Origin of the sequence: Chlamydophila parapsittaci, assembly GCF_006385615.1 — a bacterium.
GTDB classification, from domain to species: Bacteria; Chlamydiota; Chlamydiia; order Chlamydiales; family Chlamydiaceae; genus Chlamydia; species Chlamydia psittaci.
This window is the reverse complement of sequence record NZ_CP041038.1, coordinates 943532-961854: the sequence shown is the minus strand read 5'-3', so window position 1 is coordinate 961854 and position 18323 is coordinate 943532. Positions and strand designations below refer to the sequence as shown.

Sequence of the window (18323 nt, the reverse complement as noted above, 5' to 3'; positions counted from 1 at the left end):
ATAGAGATATGTTGAAGTTGTTATTTCATGTGATGACTCTAGCTGGTCATCTTCTCTCCACACCCATCTACATTATTCATGATGCTTGCGGTATCGACAAAGAAACCCGTGAAGCTTCTCCTAAGCCCCATCCTTTTTCCTTACAAACTCAATACCTACAAGTAGAAAAAGCTGGCTTTAAAAAATTAGCCAATCAATCCCTGGGCTACCGTCAATTTGACACGACTGTACTGTGTACACTCCCGATCACATCACAAACCGGAGCCATCTTTTCTACAGGGTATGTAGGAGCGCGTATCCTTTGGGATAATGCTCAGCCTGTAGTTGGAGATCCTAACTCTTTAGGGTACTATACCTTCCAAAAGAAATCGTATTATAGTTATATCTTGCTGTCTGCAGGGGTGTACACCTTGTCATTAAAAAATTGGCAATGGTCTGCAGTTGTATCCAGCCTGATCGATCCGGAAAATATTGAGGCAGGCTATAGCCTCCACCAAGCGGTAATCTCTGGGAAATATCAAGCTACACAGCAACTCTCTGTGATTTTTGGTGTCATTAATGAAACAGGATTGCATCAAGAAAAGGCCTGGCCTTTACTGGGTGCCACATATAAGCCTAGTGACAAACTTACCATCAACTGCATCTATCCGGTCAACTTCTCTGTAGAGTATAATTGCACCTCTGTTTGTGATTTTGGTGCTGCCTATCGCCTGACGCGATTAAGAAAAAAACTCCATCCCAATGATCTTCCTTCTTCTCGGGGTATCTTTGAATACCAAGGCCGGGAAATCGAGGGCAATGTTAAACTCTATCCATGGCCAGGCAGCTTCCTGAAGTTATTCTATGGATGGTCTATCGGTAGTGATATCTCACTCGCTGATAGCCACAACAATAACGTGACGAGTTATCCGTTTAAATCTTCAGCTTTCTTCGGTGGATCTGCCGTACTTTCTTTTTAGAAGAAAATCTCCAGCATCTATTTTTCACCGTATAAATCACGGGGCTGTTACTGATGCTCTGCCAGAATCCTCCGTGTAAGTTGGAATTTCGATTGTAGTAAATTTTACAACTATCTAAAATGTTCGCATTCTAAAATGTAGACGCATTTTTAAGGTGAAAATGAATTGTCGTGAAGTTTGTAAAGAAAGCTCACAGATTTATTTCGATTCTACTTTTCCTGAGAGGGTGTTAGCGCGTCGTTGTCAAAATAAAGCGGAGCAATATCCCAAAACAGCTATGGCCATTGAAGTATTCGCCGCTGTTGTTTTTGGGACAATTAAAATTATTACTTTCCCTTTAATGACATTCTCTAACTTATTATCCATTCCCCTTACCTTCATAATCACAGCCATCCGATCAAGAGACTGCAGCCAAGCTCTTTCTTATTTCACTGCTTGGATGATGAGTTTGCTAATTTCTGCGGTGATCATCTGTACTGTTTTCGGTTTAGTGATGATCTCTCCACAAGTAGTTTTCTTTATGATCGGTGTCTTCGGAGCTCTGGGTGCCAGCACTACCCTTTTAAACATTCACCGGGAATTATTTCCTGTAAGATCTTTACACACTCCAAAGATTAAAAGAACTGCCAGCTTAGAAGAAAACACCTCGTCTCCATCCGTCGTGGAACTCTCACCGACACAGAACCAGCAAAATTCTTCTGAAGCCGCAAACCTCGATGCGTAAACTCTAGAAAACGAAAATATTGAATTTTTCATTTTGTTCTTACTAGGTCATATCTCGGGAAATCCTCATCTGAAGTTTTGCTAAGGAGAGGATCTTTACCTAAAATTAACATAGTTAAAGAATAAAACTATCACAACTAAATGAAGATAACTTTTATAATATAATTTACTAGTTGCTAACTAACGCATTTAAAACTGTTTTAACAACTAAAGACTATACAAAGAAAAATAGAGCTAAATACATGGTCAATCCTTTAGGGCAATCACACCAACCGATTCCAAGAAATCACGTGCCTGCATCGCCTACGAGCATAGGTAAGCGTATCGGAGCGACTTCCACAGGATTTTTTGGCAGGCTGCTTTCTCTTCCTGATCGCAATCCCAAGATGCGTTACATCTTTGACATAGGGATAATTGCTATTTCTGTGATCTCGATCATTGGTATTCTTGTCGCCTCTCAGGGGCAAGGTTTATTACTCTTTGGATTAATTCCCGGGTTTATCTTTGGTGCTTTGGGATTGACTATGCTCGTTTCTGATCTTGCTGACACACCAAAGTCACAAAAAATTGCCGATACGATCACAGCTGTTCTTTTACCCTTTATTCTTCTAGGTATTGCTTCGGCTTTAATTGCCTCTGCCTACTTCACTGCGGGAGGAAGTACGCTTATTCTGGCGAATCCTCAATTCCTTATGGGCTTTATGACCATAGGTCTGGCATTAGTATCATTGAGTAAGGTCACGTTCCAACACTTTAAAACTCAAGCTTTAATCAAGGCTCAGCAAAAAGTTATAGACATTTCCGAGCAGTCTATCACTCCCAATGCACCTTCTGAAAGAGATGCCAGACGTGTTTCTCAGGAAAGAAGACGGGATTTTGCTTCCGAGGCTCGACATGAGCATGCAGATCAAGAAAATCGCACGGATGCCCGGCATAGATATATCAGACAAAACTCCCAAGGAGTGCTGTATCGTGCATCTGGCAATCACCTAGAAGCCTCAGAAGCGGATTCTGACTTTATATCCTTAGAAAATGAAGAACACTCTCTATTTTCACCTAGGGACTTCTCATTCCTTCATGACTTATATAATCCATTTTCTCCTAACTACTACCAAGCTCCCTCGTCATCATTACCTCTAGAGGAGTCATCGTCTGCTGTACAGAACGCTCCTTTAGGTCAGGCTGTGACTGGCGAGCCTGTAGGGCCGGGGCCTCTTACCTCCACACCACGGAGGGTAAGTCGCGTAGAATCAGTAGCTTCAACAAAATCCCGTAGTAGAGACGAAGAACAACAAAGTAGAGATCATAGTCATAGCGATGACGAATCTTCTGATGCGGAAGGTTCGGAATTAGAAAACCCACCCAATAGGAAAAAACGCAAGAAGAAAAACTAAGTTTTTTGGACGTCTACGTAGGCAAAATAAAAGAGCTCTTTTGACGTTAAAAACGTCAAAAGAGCCTCCGTTCCCTTAGATACTCAATAGCATAAGACAAGCGATAAGATTTTTCAATTATTATTTACTTAATTCCACAAGTAAAAGTTCATTTACCCTATTTGGAGGGGCCTTGCCCTGGGTACGTTTCATAATTTGCCCAACTAAAAATCCTAACGCTTTGGTCTTACCACTTTTGTAGTCTATGATAGAATGCGGATTTGCGGTAATCACCTCGGAAATAATCGCCACCAACGCACTTTCATCTGTCATAGGCAACATTTCAGGATTTTCTTTGAGGATAGTCTCAGGACTCTTTTCAGGAGATTCCATCATCATGTCTGCGATATCCTTAGCGATCTTTCCGGTAATCACGCCTTGATCAATAAAATTCACAAGCTGAGCTACACTACTGGGCAGGATACCTGAGAAAGCGAGATTCTTACCCTTGAGTTTACAACGTCCGGCAAACTCAACAGTTAACCAATTAGAAAGGGCTCTGTAATTTTTACATTCCTGAGCGGCTAATTCAAAGAAGTGAGCACTATGCTTATCGCTAATTAAAATGGCAGCGATGTCTTCGGCAAGAGCATATTCGTGCAAATACCTTTGGTATTTGTTGAAAGGGAGTTCGGGAAGCGTATGACGAATTTCATCAATATACGCTTCTGTTAATTGCAATACCGGGAGATCAGGCTCTATGAAATACTTGTAATCTTCAGCTCGTTCCTTAAGACGCATCAACACTGTTTTTTTCTTTTCAGGATCCCAACGGTATGTCGCTCCCGGAATAACAGTTTTGGGGTCTGCATTTGGATTGTCTAAATATGCATCGATCTGACGACAACGCTCGGCTTCTAGAGCTTGGGCCATAAACGCAAAGGAGTTCATATTTTTAATTTCTACTTTATTGCGTAGTTCTTCGCTACCTTTAGGACGTACGGATATGTTTACATCAAAGCGTACCGAGCCTTCTTCCATATTACAGTCAGAAATGCCTATATAGTCTAATAAGAATACCAAAGCTGTGGCATAAGCAACAGCATCATCAGCACAAAACATGCACGGCTTAGACACAATCTCTATTAAAGGTACACCAGCGCGGTTATAATCTACTCCAGCAAATTCTCCGAAATGTTTTAGCATACCGGCATCATCTTCGATATGCGCTTGAGCCAGTTCAAAATGACGTTCTTCACCGTGAACGATAGCTTTTATATGTCCTCCTCGCACAATAGGATGTTCAAATTGGGTAATTTGAAAATTCCTTGGGCTATCGGGATAAAAATAGGACTTTCTATCAAAACGGCTGAGCAAAGCTACTTCGCCTTCAACAGCACAACCAAATAAAACAGCCTTTCTCACTGCTTCTTTATTCAGTACTGGCAGTGACCCAGGCATGCCGGTGCATACAGGAGAGATGTTTGTATTAGGTTCGTCTCCAAAACGGTTACGTGCACAACTGAATAATTTAGATTTTGTGTTTAATTCTACGTGGACTTCAAGACCTATGACGGATTCCCAATCAGCATAAACGTCGCTCATTATTTCACCTCTCCATCAACAAGTTTGTTACATCCTTTAGGGTATAAATTCTTAATTCCTGAATGTTCTTGGAAGCTATAGCCTACCTGGCATACCTGCTGATCCTTACCTTTTTGCCCAATCACCTGAAATCCTAGAGGCAACCCTTCTCGAGAAAACCCGGAAGGAACTGCGATAGCAGGGAGGAAGGCTAAGTTCATAGCAACGGTATAGATATCCTGGAGGTATAGAGAGGTAGGATCAAGAATTTCACCATCGGCGAATGCTGGGCATGAGCATACTGGCATCGCAATAACATCACACTTTTCATAAGCTTTTTGGAAAGCTTGAATGATTTTTGCTCGAATCGCCGAGCCTTTCTTATAATAGACACTTTGGCGTTCAGCTGATAACACATAGTTACCCAACAGAATCCTACGCATGACTTCCTTACCAAAACCTTGCACGCGGGAGATCGAATAAATATCTTCTATACTATAAGCTTCTGGAGAACGGTAGCCGTAACGAATACCATCAAATCTTGCGAGATTTGTTGCGGCTTCTGCAGAAGCAACAATGTAGTAAACAGACACAGCGTGATCTAGGATGTTAAGATCAACTTCAACAATGCGGCTACCTTGACGCTCTAAAACATTTAAAGATGCAAAGAAATTCTCTTTAACATCATCACGTAAACCGTCTAAAAATCCCATAGGCACGCCGATCAAACTCGGAACTTCTAAAGACAACGCCTCTTGGAAAGATCCTGTAAAAAACTTCTGAGAAGTTGCATCTCTGTCATCCTTACCTGCGAATACGTCCATAGCTAAGGCGACATCTTCAACAACGGTTGTTAAAGGGCCTATTTGATCTAATGACGATCCGAAAGCGACTAAACCGTAACGGGAGACTGCTCCATAGGAAGGCTTAAATCCAACAACTCCACAAAATGCCGCTGGCTGACGTATAGATCCCCCTGTATCGGAACCTAACGCTATAGGACAAAATCTTGCGGAAACTGCTGCGGCAGATCCTCCTGAAGATCCTCCTGGCACGCGGGAGAAATCCCAGGGATTTTTCGTAGGATGAAAAGCAGAATATTGTGTTGTAGATCCCATGGCAAACTCATCCATATTGAGTTTGCCTAAAATCACCCCATCTTCAGCCTCTATCCGTTCGACTACTGTAGCATCAAAAGGGGCTATATAGTTTTCTAACATTTTAGAAGCGCAAGTAGTGCGTAAACCTCGAATATGAATATTATCTTTTATTCCCACGGGGACACCTGCGAGTTTCCCTACAGGTTCTCCTCGTGCAAGTTTCGCATCTATGATAGCGGCTTTCTCATAAGCTCTTTCTTCACAAAGAGAAAGAAAAGCTCCTATCTGATTGTCTTCTGTTTTTATTCTATTATAAAAATACTTTGCTATTGCTGTAGCTGAAGACTCTCCACTAACTACGGCATTTCTTAACTCTAAGGCACTCTTCCGATACATATCTTCCTAAAACTGCGATCTCTACTTAATTACTGTGGGTACTTTTACTAATCCCCCTAAAGATTCGGGGACATTAGTAAGAAACTCCTCACGAGAGAAACTTGAGGCAACGATATCTTCTCGTAAATCTTCGGGACTGATGACATGGGATAAACCAACCTCGACAACCACGTCTGTTACATCCATAGCGATGGACGCTGCCATAGTTTTAATGACTTCATTCAAAGAACTTTCATACTCTTGAATAAGCTCTTCGCTTAATTCCAGAGCTGAACTCTTTGCCAAAAGTATAATGTCTTCTCTAGTTACATAGGGTTGTGTCATTTTCCTAATCCCGGTATTTCATTCCGATGAAGCTAATATTCACTTTTAGTTTTTATAACAAAAAACTTCTTGCACAACTTAACTCCTTGTATACAAAAAGTCAATGTCTCCCCAATAGCCTGAGAACAAAAAAAAACTTTATTAAATTATAAAAAAGATTAAAAGATGGAATTAAGTATACATCACTTAGGAGAAAAGCAATGCTAGGCAAACTCGTTCGGGGACTATCCTCTCTTATTGTTGTTCTTGGTGCATTGAACGTAGGAATTATAGGATTAACTCATCATAAAGTAAACCTTATTGCTCGACTATGCGGGGGCGCAAGTGCAACAGCAACACAAATTACTTACATTGTTATTGGAATCGCTGGGGTAATTTCTTTAATAAGTTTTTGTAGTTGTCGTGCTAAAAAACACCAAAATGGGGATTGCTGCCCTAAAGGACATTCATCTCACCATTGCGATCCTAAAAATTAAATTCCCTTCTTAAGCAAATCGAGATTTCTTCCTAAAATAATTCTCCTAGTTTTATAGAAGTTAAAGAGAAAAATCAAAAGCTGCGTGATTTTCCGTAGCTTTTGATATTTTTCATTTTCAATATCTCCAGGTATTCCCCTGTTTCTACTCGTCTAATGTCTCTTGATTTTTTAATTTCCACCACCTATTGCGTTGAGCAATCCTTTTTATCACCAAAAGAACCTTGTTATGAAGTCTTCCGTTCCTTGGTTGTTAATCTCATCAGCGATTACATTCCCCCTATCATCTCTTGCTAATGAACAAGCAGTATCGTCCTCTGCATCTCAAGAAACAGGAGAACAAACACTAAGCTCGAGTGATAATTACGATGGAAGCAGTTCACCCGAAGCGCCTTTTACATGTAAAAATTCCTCTAATTCCACAGGAACTACTTATACTCTTACCAGTGACGTATCCTTTACCAACGTAAGTACAACTCAAGCTGCTAAATCACAGCAATCCTCTGAAGCACAACAAAATAACTCTGAAGATACAGGTACGCAAGGGACTAGCTCTCCATCCACCCTAGCCACACCCCCAGTCTCTGATGATAAAAAAGAGAGCACGGATTCTAAAGAAGAAAATCATCCAGCCCATGTTCTACCAGAACTCTCCCCGACAGTGGGTACAGGTGAAGAGGCCAACTCTCCTAGTGGGGATACAGGAGCTGCTGAAAACACACAAGATAAAGAACATTCTGAAGAAGCAGACGGTACAAAAGTAGAAGAAAAGACAGAAGCAGATAAAGAAAGTAAAGAAGAAAAGGAAACTTTAGAAAGTTCAATACCCCATACACCATTATCTTTCACCGCATCATCTGATGTTGCCAATGAGAATGGCGCTCCAAGTCCTGAACCCAAAACACCACCGACTGCAACAACATCTCAAGCCAATGGGGACACTCCTTTAAGTTGTTTCTCCAATACTGATGGCTCTCTTGCTTTCGTGGGAGGCAGTCACTCTTTAACTTTTAGCAATATTAGCGTAACAGCCAAAGGATCTGCCATAAACAACAGTGCGGGATCTGCCCTCACATTTTCAGGATTTAAAGACTTATCTTTTATTTCTGCTACAAACCAAGATCAAGCACAAGCGGATAGCGCAATCTATGTAGGCCCCAAAGCAGCTAGTAGTGAGAGTGGACAAAGTGTAGACTCAAAGCAATCCCAAGCAAATTCACATACTGAAGGTAGTGTTAACACAGAGGCTTTAGTCAAGTACGCAGGAATATCTTCGGATGTTGCTACTATAACTGGAGAATCTCAAGAAGACTCTGGTAAACATGTTGCAACTGCCACTCAAGGTGGTGCAGAAAAAGAAGAGGTAGCGGCACCTTCCCCTGACATTATCCTTCAACAAAATGTAAATATCACATTTAGTAGCAACTCCTCTAAGAAAGCAGGTGGAGCTATCTGTGTGTCTGGATCAGCAACCATAGAAAATAACACTGGCACATGCACTTTCTCGAACAATAATGCTAAAGATCAAGGCGGGGCCATCTCTGTTAACGGCAACTGCAATATCACAGGGAACAAAAACGTTGTCTTCTCTGGCAACCAAGCTAAAGAAATATCCTCCCCTTCAACAGTCACTGTAGAAAAAACTGTTATTTCTGAGTCAGTTCAAGAAGTAACTACAGGAACTGGTGGGGCTATTTATTGCTTAACAGCGACGCCTTCTCTTCCCGCTCTTACTAACATCCCAGAAAAACTACCTTTAAAACAAACGCTTCCATCTTCAGAAATAGTCTCACTAGTAGCAGAAACTAATGCTAAAATAGCACAACAAGCAGAACCTTCTGCTGATCCCTGTTTAACTATCTCAGGCAATACTTCAGTTACCTTTAATAATAACTCGTCTACAACTACAGGCGGAGCTATTCATGCTAAGAAAGTAGTTTTGTCCTCTAATGGAAATATCACTTTCTCTAATAATTCCTCAGGAAAAGGAGGGGCTATTTATATTGCCGATGACGGTGACATCAGCATTACTGCTGCTACAGGATCAATTACCTTCCAAGGCAATAAAGTCACAGCAGCTGATCAAATTACTCTTCCTACAAAGACAGAAACAGCTGTGGCTTCTGTACCTACTAGAGAAAAGCAACAAACCGGTGACCAAACAGATTCTTCTAAAGCAAGTGGTAGTGAATCTGCAAAAATTCCCTCAGCCTTTGTGACTTTGGCTAACAAAGCTGAAATACAAGCTGAGTCGGAAGCTGAAGGAAATAATACACCTACGTGCAACTCTATTCATTTAGCTAGTGGCGCCACAATTTCACAGCTACGTGCTCAAACAGGACAAACCATCTTTTTCTATGATCCTATAACGACTACTGCACCAGCTGCTGCTACCGTGGCACAACCAGAGGTCTCCGTTGCTAAAGCGACCTCTAGGATCCCAGCCTCGGCGTCCGCAGTAACTGCGCCTGCCCCTGCTGCAGTAAAAACTCCTCTAAAAATCAATGCTCCAGACACACCAGCTCCAGAAATACAAAAAGTTGCGGTTGAAACAGCTCAACAATCTACGGTATATAACGGAAAAATTGTATTTTCAGGAGAGAAGCTCTCAAGTGAAGATGCTCTGAATCCTTTAAATACAACAAGTGTTATTCATAACGATGTATCTCTTGAAGCAGGGACTCTTGTTTTAAGCCATGGTGCAGGTCTTCTTGTTGATTCTTTCACTCAGAAAGAAGGCTCTTTAATCGTTATGGATGGCGGAACATCCATTATCACTAATGTGCCTGCTGCTAGCTCAGGTTTACAAAGTAGATCTATGCTGTCAAATCCTAAAACTCCAATTCCTGGAATCAGGGCGGTATCACAACGCATAGCGTCTTCTTTAATCAACTTCAAAGAAAGAAGCTTCTCTGCAACGGGAGACGTGGTTCCTACAGTAGAAGAAAGTCCCGATGGCTCGATTACCATTAATAACCTTGCTGTGAACTTAGATTCTTTAGAGAATGGAAAAGTCATTACCCTAGCAGCTAAAGGCGGAACGGGAAGTGTTACCTTAACTGGGAATTTGCAATTCCAAGATAGTAACCAAAATTTCTATGACAACCCCTTATTAAATAAGAATTTTACATTAAACTTCTTAGATATTTCTGCGCCTACTACAGATAAAATCCATACCGAGGGCTTCAATATGATCCCTCAAGGGGCTACAGGCTCTGATCTTGGTTATCAAGGAAAATGGGAAGTTACTGAAATTAAAGACTCGAGTGGAAAAGTCTCATTCGAAATCAAATGGGTATCTGCAGGTTACATACCGACAGCTAATCGACGTGCAACCCTCGTCCCTAATAGCTTATGGTGTTCTGCTATTGATATGCGTGCGTTTCAAAAGCTTGTTGAAGTTAGCACCGAAGGTGAAGACTTCCACAAAGGCTTATGGATTTCAGGGATTTCCAACTTCTTTCATAGAGACTCTATGAAAGAACAAGAAGGATTCCGTCATATCAGCTCTGGATATGTTGTTGGTGTAAGCACACAACCTATCTCGGATAAAGTTATTGATCTTGCTTTCTGTCAAATGTTAGGGAAATCTAAAGATTACCACCTTGCAGATGCTCGATCTCATGTCTACGCAGCTTCTGTCCATACAAAATTTGAGAAGTTAGTTAACCACTATAAATTGTCGAATAGAAAAGGAGCTATACTTACACGCAAGCCTGAGAAGTCCCCTGTAATCTTTGATGCACAACTAAGTTATAGCTTAAATCATAATTCTATGAAGACAAAGCATACGCCAAATCCTTCATCGAGAGGAAAATGGAACAACCACTGCGTAGCTGGTGAACTTGGAAGTTACCTTCCTATACTTGTGGATCATCCGGCAATTGAAGAACTCTTTCCTTTCGTGAAGCTTCATATCGTCTTTGTACAACAAGAAGATTTCAAAGAAACCAAAGGAGGAACTGAAAATAGGAACTTCCAAAGTGCGCACTTTATCAACGTTTCCTTGCCTCTTGGTGTGAAATTTGAAAAAACAAACAAGCTCAACACCTACAATATCAGGCTTGCATATCAACCGGATATTTATCGCGATGCTCCAAAATCTAAAGTCTTTTTACCTTCTGTAAATACTGCTTGGTCTACGGGAGCAACAAATTTATCGCGACAAGCCATGATCATTGATGGTTCTGATCATCACCATTTAACAGACAACCTAGAGGTATTTTGCCATGGAGCTTTCGAACTCCGAGGATCTTCTAGAAATTACAACGTTGACATAGGAGGCAGGTACAAATTCTAACAGGCTGTCCTCTCTAAAACTTCGGGGCCTCTTACCAAAAATGATAAAAACATGTCAAGTCTTTTCTGTATTAGACTTGCTTTCTTTTGTATCTTTGAGTATTTAACGAAACTGTTTTTTTCATTTCACCACAAGTGTATAAAATGAGGCCTTCTTTATATAAGATTTTAATATCGTCAACTCTGACGATACCAATATCTTTTCACTTCTCGCAATTGCATGCAGAAGTGGCTTTAACTCAAGAATCTATTCTCGATGCAAATGGAGCATTCAGTCCGCAATCTACAAACACTGCGGGAGGAACGACTTACAACGTCGAGAGTGATATTTCTATTGTAGATGCAGGACAGACAGCTGCTCTTGCTTCTTCAGCTTTTGTTCAAACTGCGGACAATCTAACTTTCAAAGGGAACAACCATAGCTTATCCATAGCCAACGTGAATGCCGGAGCTAATCCCGGAGGAATTAACGTTAGCACTGACGGTAAGATTCTTACTTTGACAGATTTTTCTAAGTTGAGCTTCACGGCATGCCCATCTTCTCTAGTAAATAATGGGAAAGGAGCTATGCAATCCGGAGGAGCATTAAACTTGGCGAATAATACCAGTATTTTGTTTGACCAGAACCATTCCGCTGATAATGGTGGAGCGATCTCTTGCAAAGCTTTTTCTCTAACCGGCTCGAGCAAGGAAATCAGCTTCACCACTAACTCTAGTGCGAAAAAAGGTGGAGCGATTGCTGCTACGGGAATAGCTCATCTTTCGGACAACCAAGGAACAATCAGATTTTCTGGAAACACTGCGATTAATTCTGGGGGAGCAGTATATTCAGAAGCTGCTACGACTATTGCGGGTAACGATCGTGTTGTTTTTAACAACAACGCTGTTTCCGGTTCTGCTGATGGTTGCGGTGGAGCTATCCATTGTAGCAAAGCAGGTTCATCACCGACCCTTACTATAAGAGATAACAAAGTCTTGATTTTTGAGGAAAATACTTCTTCATCAAAAGGTGGGGCTATTTACACCGATAAGCTCATATTGACTTCGGGAGGACCTACGTTATTTATCAATAACAAAGTTACCCATGCTGCACCTAAAGGTGGAGCTATTGGTATTGGTTCCAATGGAGAATGTAGCTTAACAGCTGAACATGGGGATATTACTTTTGAAAATAACCTTATAGCCACACAAAACAACGCTACAATAAAAAGAAACGCGATTAACATTGAAGGCAATGGAAAATTCCTCAACCTACGTGCAGCGTCTGAAAAGACGATTTCTTTTTATGATCCTATAACAGTTGAAGGTAATGCTGCTGATCTTCTCACTTTAAATAAAGCTGAGGGTGATAAGGTGTATAATGGAAGAATTGTTTTCTCTGGGGAAAAGCTCACTGAAGAACAAGCTGCTGTTGCTGATAACCTTAAGACAATATTTACACAGCCAATAACTTTAGCTGCTGGTGAACTTGTGTTACGAAGGGGCGTTGAAGTAGAAGCAAAAACTGTCTCGCAAACAGCAGGATCTTTGATTCTCATGGATACAGGCACAAAGTTATCAGCAAAAACAGAAGATGTTACACTGACGAATCTGGCTATTAATCCGAATACCTTAGATGGGAAAACATTCGCTGTAGTCGATGCCGTTGCTGCGGGGAAAAATGTGACTGTATCAGGTGCTATCGGCGTTGTTGATCCTACGGGAAAGTTTTATGAAAACCACAAGCTCAATGATACGTTAGCTTTAGGAGGAATTCTACTTTCTGGGAAAGGTGCCGTTACAACAACAAACGTTCCTAGTCATGTTGTAGGTGTTGCTGAGACACACTATGGTTATCAAGGAAACTGGTCTGTCAGTTGGATCAAAGATAATAACTCTGATCCTAAAACACAAACCGCTGTCTTTACTTGGAATAAAACAGGATATGTTCCAAATCCTGAACGTCGTGCTCCCCTAGTACTGAATAGCCTTTGGGGATCCTTTATGGATTTACGTTCTATTCAGGATGTTATGGAACGTAGTGTTGACAGTATTCTTGAGACACGTCGTGGTCTGTGGGTCTCTGGAATTGGGAACTTCTTCCATAAAGATCAGAGTGCTGAAAATCGCAAATTCCGTCATATCAGTTCGGGATATGTGTTAGGAGCCACAACCAATACTTCTAGAGAGGATTCTCTTAGTGTCGCTTTCTGTCAGTTATTTGCAAAAGATAAAGACTACCTTGTAAGTAAAAATGCTGGAAACGTCTATGCGGGTTCTATTTATTATCAACATGTGAGCAAGTTTGATGACCTAACACGGTTATTTAATGGGCCTAACACATGTTGTTCAGGGTTTTCTAAAGAGATTCCTATTTTCTTGGATGCGCAAGTTACCTATTGTCATACCGCCAACAACATGACAACGTCCTATACGGACTATCCTGAAGTGAAAGGTTCCTGGGGTAATGATACTCTTGGCGTAGCTTTGTCAACTAGCGTACCTATCCCAGTATTTAGTTCTTCTATCTTTGATAGTTATGCACCGTTTGCAAAACTACAAGTTGTCTATGCTCACCAAGATGACTTTAAAGAACCAACAACAGAAGGCCGAACCTTTGAAAGCAGCGATCTTCTCAATGTTTCTGTACCTATAGGTATAAAATTTGAGAAACTCTCCTATGGAGAGAAAACAGCTTATGATCTTACGCTTATGTATGTACCTGATGTGTACCGTTATAATCCCAGCTGTATGACAGGATTAGCGATCAATGACGTTTCCTGGTTAACCACAGCGGCGAATCTTGCTAGACAAGCTTTCATAGTTCGCGCAGGTAACCATATTGCCTTATCCTCTGGTGTTGAGATGTTCAGTCAGTTTGGTTGCGAATTACGAAGCTCTTCAAGAAATTATAACGTAGATCTTGGAGCTAAGGTCTCTTTCTAAAAATCTCTCCCCTGCCCAGCTCTGGGCAGGGTTCTCCCTTACTCTTGCCCACACAATCCCCTTGACTTTTAATGATTTTTATGATCGGTTTAGGGTATCTCAAATCACCCAAAGCATGAATTTATGAAACATCCAGTCTACTGGTTCTTAATATCCTCGAGCCTACTTGTCTCGAACTCCTTATGCTCCGATGAAGCAGAGCAAAAAACCTTAACCTCTGCTGATAGCTATAATGGGAATACGGCAGGGGATCAAAAATTTGCACCAAAAGTAACCAACCAATCTGCGGGAACAACATACACGTGTACAGGGAATATATGTATTGCCTATGCAGGGTTAGGTGATACGGGCTTAGACAATAGTTGCTTTACTGATACCACGGGTAACCTTGCCTTCGTAGGAAATGGTTACACATTGTGTTTTGATAATATTAATACGCAAGCAAGTAACCCCGGAGCCATTAATGTTAAAGGTAGCGATAAAACCTTAAACGTCTCAGGATTTTCGTTATTTTCATGTGCTCACTGCCCTCCAGGCACAACCGGTTACGGGGCTATTAAAGCTGTAGGGAATACCACTATCAAAGATAACTCTAGTCTTGTCTTCCACAAAAACTGTTCGAACACAGATGGTGGTGTCATTTACTGTAAAGGAAGCAGTACCACTGAGTTAAAAATAGAAAATAATCAGAATCTCGTTTTCTCAGAGAACTCTTCTAACACCAAAGGTGGGGCTATATTTACTCAAAAACTCACCATAACTTCCGGTGGGCCTACGTTATTTTCTAATAACTCCGTATCCAGCAATTCATCCCCTAAAGGCGGAGCTATTTGTTTAGATGATACAAATAGCGAGTGTAGTCTAACCGCGAACCTTGGAGATATCACCTTTGATGGGAACAAAATCATCACAACTAGTGGTAGAAGCGGTCCCGATGTAAAAAGAAATTCCATTGACCTCGGCAATAATGGGAAATTTACAAACTTGAGAGCTAAAGATGGATTTGGGATCTTCTTCTATGACCCCATCGCTAATACAGGGAACAATAGCGATGAAATTGAGCTAAATAAAGCTGAAAATTCCACTACTTATACAGGCAAAATTGTCTTCTCTGGTGAAAAATTATCCGATGAAGAAAAACAAGTTCCGGCCAATCTACAATCATATTTCAAACAACCTCTAAAAATCGGTGCGGGTTCTTTAGTCCTTAAAGATGGTGTCACTTTAGAAGCAAAAAAAGTCACACAGACTGAAGGCTCCACTGTTGTCATGGATTTAGGAACTACGTTACAGACGCCTTCCTCAGGTGGAGAAGCCATTGACCTAACTAATTTGGATATCAACATCGCCTCGTTGGGGGGGGGGGGGGTACCTCTCCTGCTAAAGTCGCAGCAAATACAGACAGTAAAAAAGTCACCATCACGGCTGTCAATCTAGTCGATGCTGATGGCAATACTTATGAAGATCCCATCCTCTCTTCATCCAAACCTTTCACAGCAATAACAGCAAAATCTGGTTCTAGCGCCACTACTACTGCACCCACAACCAATCTAGAAAACTATACCCCTCCTACCCATTACGGTTACCAAGGAAATTGGACGGTAACTTGGAAAGAAGGATCAAGCGCCCAAGAGCAAATAGCCACTCTAACTTGGGAACAAACTGGTTATTCTCCTAACCCAGAACGTCAAGGATCTTTAGTTCCGAATACCCTTTGGGGATCCTTCTCGGATATCCGGGCTATACAAAACTTAATGGATATCAGCGTCAATGGTGCTGACTACCCTAGAGGTTTTTGGGTATCCGGTCTAGCCAACTTCCTACACAAAAGCGGTTCTGATACGAAACGCAAGTTCCGTCACCATAGTGCCGGATACGCTTTAGGCGTCTACGCGCAAACTCCTTCAGAAGACGTATTCAGTGCGGCTTTCTGCCAACTCTTTGGCAAAGACAAAGACTATTTCGTCTCCAAAAATAGTTCTAATATCTACGCAGGTTCTCTTTATTACCAGCATATCTCTTATTGGAATGCTTGGCAGAATCTACTACAGAGCACTATCGGTGCTGAAGCTCCGTTAGTCCTTCATGCGCAGTTAACTTATTGTCATGCCTCGAATAACATGAAAACACACATGACAAATACATATATTCCCAAAAACGTCACACTCTCAGAAATCAAGGGCGATTGGGGAAATGATTGTTTCGGAGTTGAGTTTGGAGCTATGGCACCCGTAGAAACGCCAGTCTCTTTCCTATTTGATAGGTATTCACCTTTCTTGAAGTTGCAACTTGTGCATGCACACCAAGATGACTTTAAAGAAAACAATAGTGATCAGGGAAGATATTTCGAAAGCAGCAATCTCACCAACCTTTCTCTGCCTATCGGCATCAAGTTTGAGAGATTTGCGAATAACGATTCAGCTTCTTATCATCTCACTGCTGCGTATGCTCCGGATATCGTAAGAAGCAACCCTGACTGCAACGCTTCTCTGTTAGTGAGCCCAACCACGGCTGTTTGGGTAACGAAAGCCAACAATCTTGCGCGAAGTGCTTTCATGCTACAAGCAGGAAACTATTTGTCTTTAAGTCACAACATAGAACTCTTCAGTCAGTTTGGTTTCGAGCTCAGAGGTTCTTCTCGAACCTATAACGTAGATCTCGGATCCAAGATTCAATTCTAATCTCATCCACCTCCCCTGCTCCGTATGTGCGGAGCAGGGCCTCCCTTTGTTTACCCCAGCCAGCGACCTTGACTTTTAATGATTTTTATGATCGGTTTAGGGTATCTCAAATCACCCAAAGCATGAATTTATGAAACATCCAGTCTACTGGTTCTTAATATCCTCGAGCCTTTTTGCCTCAAGCTCATTATGCTTCGCTGACGCAAAAGAAGAAACCCTATCACCTGCTGATAGCTACAATGGGAAGACAGCCGGAAATCAAGAATTTAAACCAAAAACAACTACTGAAGCCAATGGAATAACATACACGTGTGTAGGAAATGTATGCATTGCTTATGCAGGACTAAGTGGAGAGGGTTTGTCTAGTAGTTGCTTTGCTGATAGCTCTGGCAATCTTTCTTTTATAGGAAATGGTTACACACTGTGTTTTGATAATATTACTACTACTGCTAGTAACCCCGGGGCCATTAATGTTAGTGGTGACCAAAAAACCTTAGATGTCTCAGGATTTTCATTATTTTCATGTGCTCATTGCCCTCCAGGCACAACCGGTTACGGAGCTATACAGACTAAAGGCGTATCTACTTTCAGCGGCAATAACAAACTCATTTTTGATAACAATTGCTCTACAGGAGAAGGTGGAGCCATTAAGTGTGCTACAGGAAGTAATGCAGAGCTCAAACTGGAAGGAAATGGCTACGTAGTCTTTTCTGGAAATTCTTCTCAAAGCAAAGGTGGGGCTATCTACACAAAAAAGCTGACAATTACTGCTGATGGGCCTACGTTATTCTCTAATAACTCTGCATCTCATAATTCGACACCTCAAGGCGGAGCTATTTGTTTGGATGATACCAGTGGTGAGTGTAGTCTAACGGCGAATCTTGGGGATATTACCTTTGATGGGAACAAAATCATCACAACTAGTGATGGAAGTTCTACAATCAAAAGAAATTCCATCGATCTTGGCTCTAGTGGGAAATTTACAAACTTGAGAGCTAAAGAAGGTTTCGGGATTTTCTTCTATGACCCCATCGCTAATCAAGGTAGTACTAGCGAAACAATAGAGCTAAATAAAGCTGATGGAAGGAGTTCTACTACTTACACAGGTAAGATCGTTTTCTCTGGTGAAAAATTATCCGATGAAGAAAAAACGATTCCAGACAATCTGCAATCATATTTCAAACAGCCCTTAAAAATCAGTGCGGGTTCTTTAGTCCTTAAGGATGGTGTCACTTTAGAAGCAAAATCCTTCACACAGACAGCAGGCACTGTTGTCATGGATTTAGGGACTACGTTACAGACACCTTCCTCAAATGGAGATACTATTACCCTAACTAATTTAGATATTAACGTCGCCTCGTTGTTGGGGGGGCTCCTCCTGCTAAAGTCACATCACAAACCTCAAGTAAAACCGTTACAATCAACGCTGTCAATCTAGTCGATACTGACGGTAATGCTTACGAGTATCCGATTCTTGCTGCATC

At 41.4% G+C, this 18323-nt stretch carries 12 protein-coding genes and 1 pseudogene; 10 read left to right on the top strand and 3 right to left on the bottom strand.

The genetic code is table 11. The annotated features are described in order from the left end of the window. Positions 1 to 8 precede the first annotated feature (8 nt). The 3 genes from FI836_RS04225 to FI836_RS04215 all read left to right on the top strand — a co-directional run bounded on the left by FI836_RS04225 (position 9) and on the right by FI836_RS04215 (position 3076). Positions 9 to 959 (top strand): hypothetical protein, encoded by a 951-nt coding sequence (locus FI836_RS04225; RefSeq protein WP_014943751.1) that lies wholly within the window; start codon positions 9 to 11, stop codon positions 957 to 959. 160 nt (positions 960 to 1119) lie between these two features. Then, entirely contained in the window at positions 1120 to 1683 is a 564-nt protein-coding gene (locus FI836_RS04220) for a DUF5422 family protein (RefSeq protein WP_014943750.1), read from the top strand. Positions 1684 to 1924: 241 nt separating this feature from the next. Continuing rightward, a complete protein-coding gene (locus tag FI836_RS04215) occupies positions 1925 to 3076 on the top strand; it encodes an IncV family inclusion membrane protein (protein WP_181146654.1) in 1152 nt (383 codons plus the stop codon). A 120-nt stretch (positions 3077 to 3196) separates the two neighbouring features. Here the strand turns inward: FI836_RS04215 and gatB are convergent, their stop codons facing one another. The 3 genes from gatB to gatC are packed head-to-tail and all read right to left on the bottom strand — an operon-like array spanning position 3197 to position 6459. Then, the gene (gene gatB, locus FI836_RS04210) at positions 3197 to 4660 is read right to left on the bottom strand and encodes an Asp-tRNA(Asn)/Glu-tRNA(Gln) amidotransferase subunit GatB (RefSeq protein ID WP_014943748.1); all 1464 of its coding nucleotides are present in this window, start codon (positions 4658 to 4660) and stop codon (positions 3197 to 3199) included. After that, positions 4660 to 6135 (bottom strand): Asp-tRNA(Asn)/Glu-tRNA(Gln) amidotransferase subunit GatA, encoded by a 1476-nt coding sequence (gene gatA / locus FI836_RS04205; protein ID WP_014943747.1) that lies wholly within the window; start codon positions 6133 to 6135, stop codon positions 4660 to 4662. Before gatA ends, gatB begins: the two co-directional genes overlap by 1 nt. A gap of 21 nt (positions 6136 to 6156) precedes the next feature. Continuing rightward, positions 6157 to 6459 (bottom strand): Asp-tRNA(Asn)/Glu-tRNA(Gln) amidotransferase subunit GatC, encoded by a 303-nt coding sequence (gene gatC, locus FI836_RS04200; RefSeq protein ID WP_014943746.1) that lies wholly within the window; start codon positions 6457 to 6459, stop codon positions 6157 to 6159. Between the two features lie 200 nt (positions 6460 to 6659). Between gatC and FI836_RS04195 the strand changes: the two genes are divergently transcribed. From FI836_RS04195 to FI836_RS04175, 7 genes and pseudogenes are all read left to right on the top strand, one after another. Next, complete coding sequence (locus tag FI836_RS04195; RefSeq protein ID WP_014943745.1) at positions 6660 to 6935, top strand: DUF378 domain-containing protein; 276 nt, start codon at positions 6660 to 6662, stop codon at positions 6933 to 6935. A 228-nt stretch (positions 6936 to 7163) separates the two neighbouring features. Further along, a complete protein-coding gene (locus FI836_RS04190; protein ID WP_014943744.1) occupies positions 7164 to 11234 on the top strand; it encodes a polymorphic outer membrane protein middle domain-containing protein in 4071 nt (1356 codons plus the stop codon). Positions 11235 to 11377: 143 nt separating this feature from the next. After that, positions 11378 to 14158, top strand: coding sequence for an autotransporter domain-containing protein (locus tag FI836_RS04185; RefSeq protein WP_139934586.1), 2781 nt, complete (start codon positions 11378 to 11380; stop codon positions 14156 to 14158). Between the two features lie 123 nt (positions 14159 to 14281). Next, on the top strand, positions 14282 to 15595 hold the full coding sequence (locus tag FI836_RS05345; protein ID WP_268706053.1) for a polymorphic outer membrane protein middle domain-containing protein: 1314 nt from the start codon (positions 14282 to 14284) through the stop codon (positions 15593 to 15595). Next, positions 15577 to 15756: pseudogene (locus FI836_RS05370) on the top strand (autotransporter domain-containing protein); the annotation flags it as partial. The gene FI836_RS05345 and the pseudogene FI836_RS05370, both read left to right, overlap by 19 nt. A 156-nt stretch (positions 15757 to 15912) precedes the next feature. Continuing rightward, on the top strand, positions 15913 to 16839 hold the full coding sequence (locus FI836_RS05340) for an autotransporter outer membrane beta-barrel domain-containing protein (RefSeq protein WP_014943740.1): 927 nt from the start codon (positions 15913 to 15915) through the stop codon (positions 16837 to 16839). Positions 16840 to 16969: 130 nt separating this feature from the next. After that, positions 16970 to 18277, top strand: coding sequence for a polymorphic outer membrane protein middle domain-containing protein (locus FI836_RS04175; protein WP_139934585.1), 1308 nt, complete (start codon positions 16970 to 16972; stop codon positions 18275 to 18277). The last annotated feature ends 46 nt before the right edge of the window (positions 18278 to 18323 follow it).

Bases quoted from the DNA above. Each gene is read 5' to 3' on its own strand.
- FI836_RS05340 (WP_014943740.1), top strand. From the start codon at position 15,913: ATGGATATCAGCGTCAATGGTGCTGACTACCCTAGAGGTTTTTGGGTA.
- FI836_RS04185 (WP_139934586.1), top strand. From the start codon at position 11,378: ATGAGGCCTTCTTTATATAAGATTTTAATATCGTCAACTCTGACGATA.
- FI836_RS04215 (WP_181146654.1), top strand. From the start codon at position 1,925: ATGGTCAATCCTTTAGGGCAATCACACCAACCGATTCCAAGAAATCAC.
- gatC (WP_014943746.1), bottom strand. From the start codon at position 6,459: ATGACACAACCCTATGTAACTAGAGAAGACATTATACTTTTGGCAAAG.
- gatA (WP_014943747.1), bottom strand. From the start codon at position 6,135: ATGTATCGGAAGAGTGCCTTAGAGTTAAGAAATGCCGTAGTTAGTGGA.
- FI836_RS05345 (WP_268706053.1), top strand. From the start codon at position 14,282: ATGAAACATCCAGTCTACTGGTTCTTAATATCCTCGAGCCTACTTGTC.
- gatB (WP_014943748.1), bottom strand. From the start codon at position 4,660: ATGAGCGACGTTTATGCTGATTGGGAATCCGTCATAGGTCTTGAAGTC.
- FI836_RS04220 (WP_014943750.1), top strand. From the start codon at position 1,120: ATGAATTGTCGTGAAGTTTGTAAAGAAAGCTCACAGATTTATTTCGAT.
- FI836_RS04190 (WP_014943744.1), top strand. From the start codon at position 7,164: ATGAAGTCTTCCGTTCCTTGGTTGTTAATCTCATCAGCGATTACATTC.
- FI836_RS04195 (WP_014943745.1), top strand. From the start codon at position 6,660: ATGCTAGGCAAACTCGTTCGGGGACTATCCTCTCTTATTGTTGTTCTT.
- FI836_RS04175 (WP_139934585.1), top strand. From the start codon at position 16,970: ATGAAACATCCAGTCTACTGGTTCTTAATATCCTCGAGCCTTTTTGCC.
- FI836_RS04225 (WP_014943751.1), top strand. From the start codon at position 9: ATGTTGAAGTTGTTATTTCATGTGATGACTCTAGCTGGTCATCTTCTC.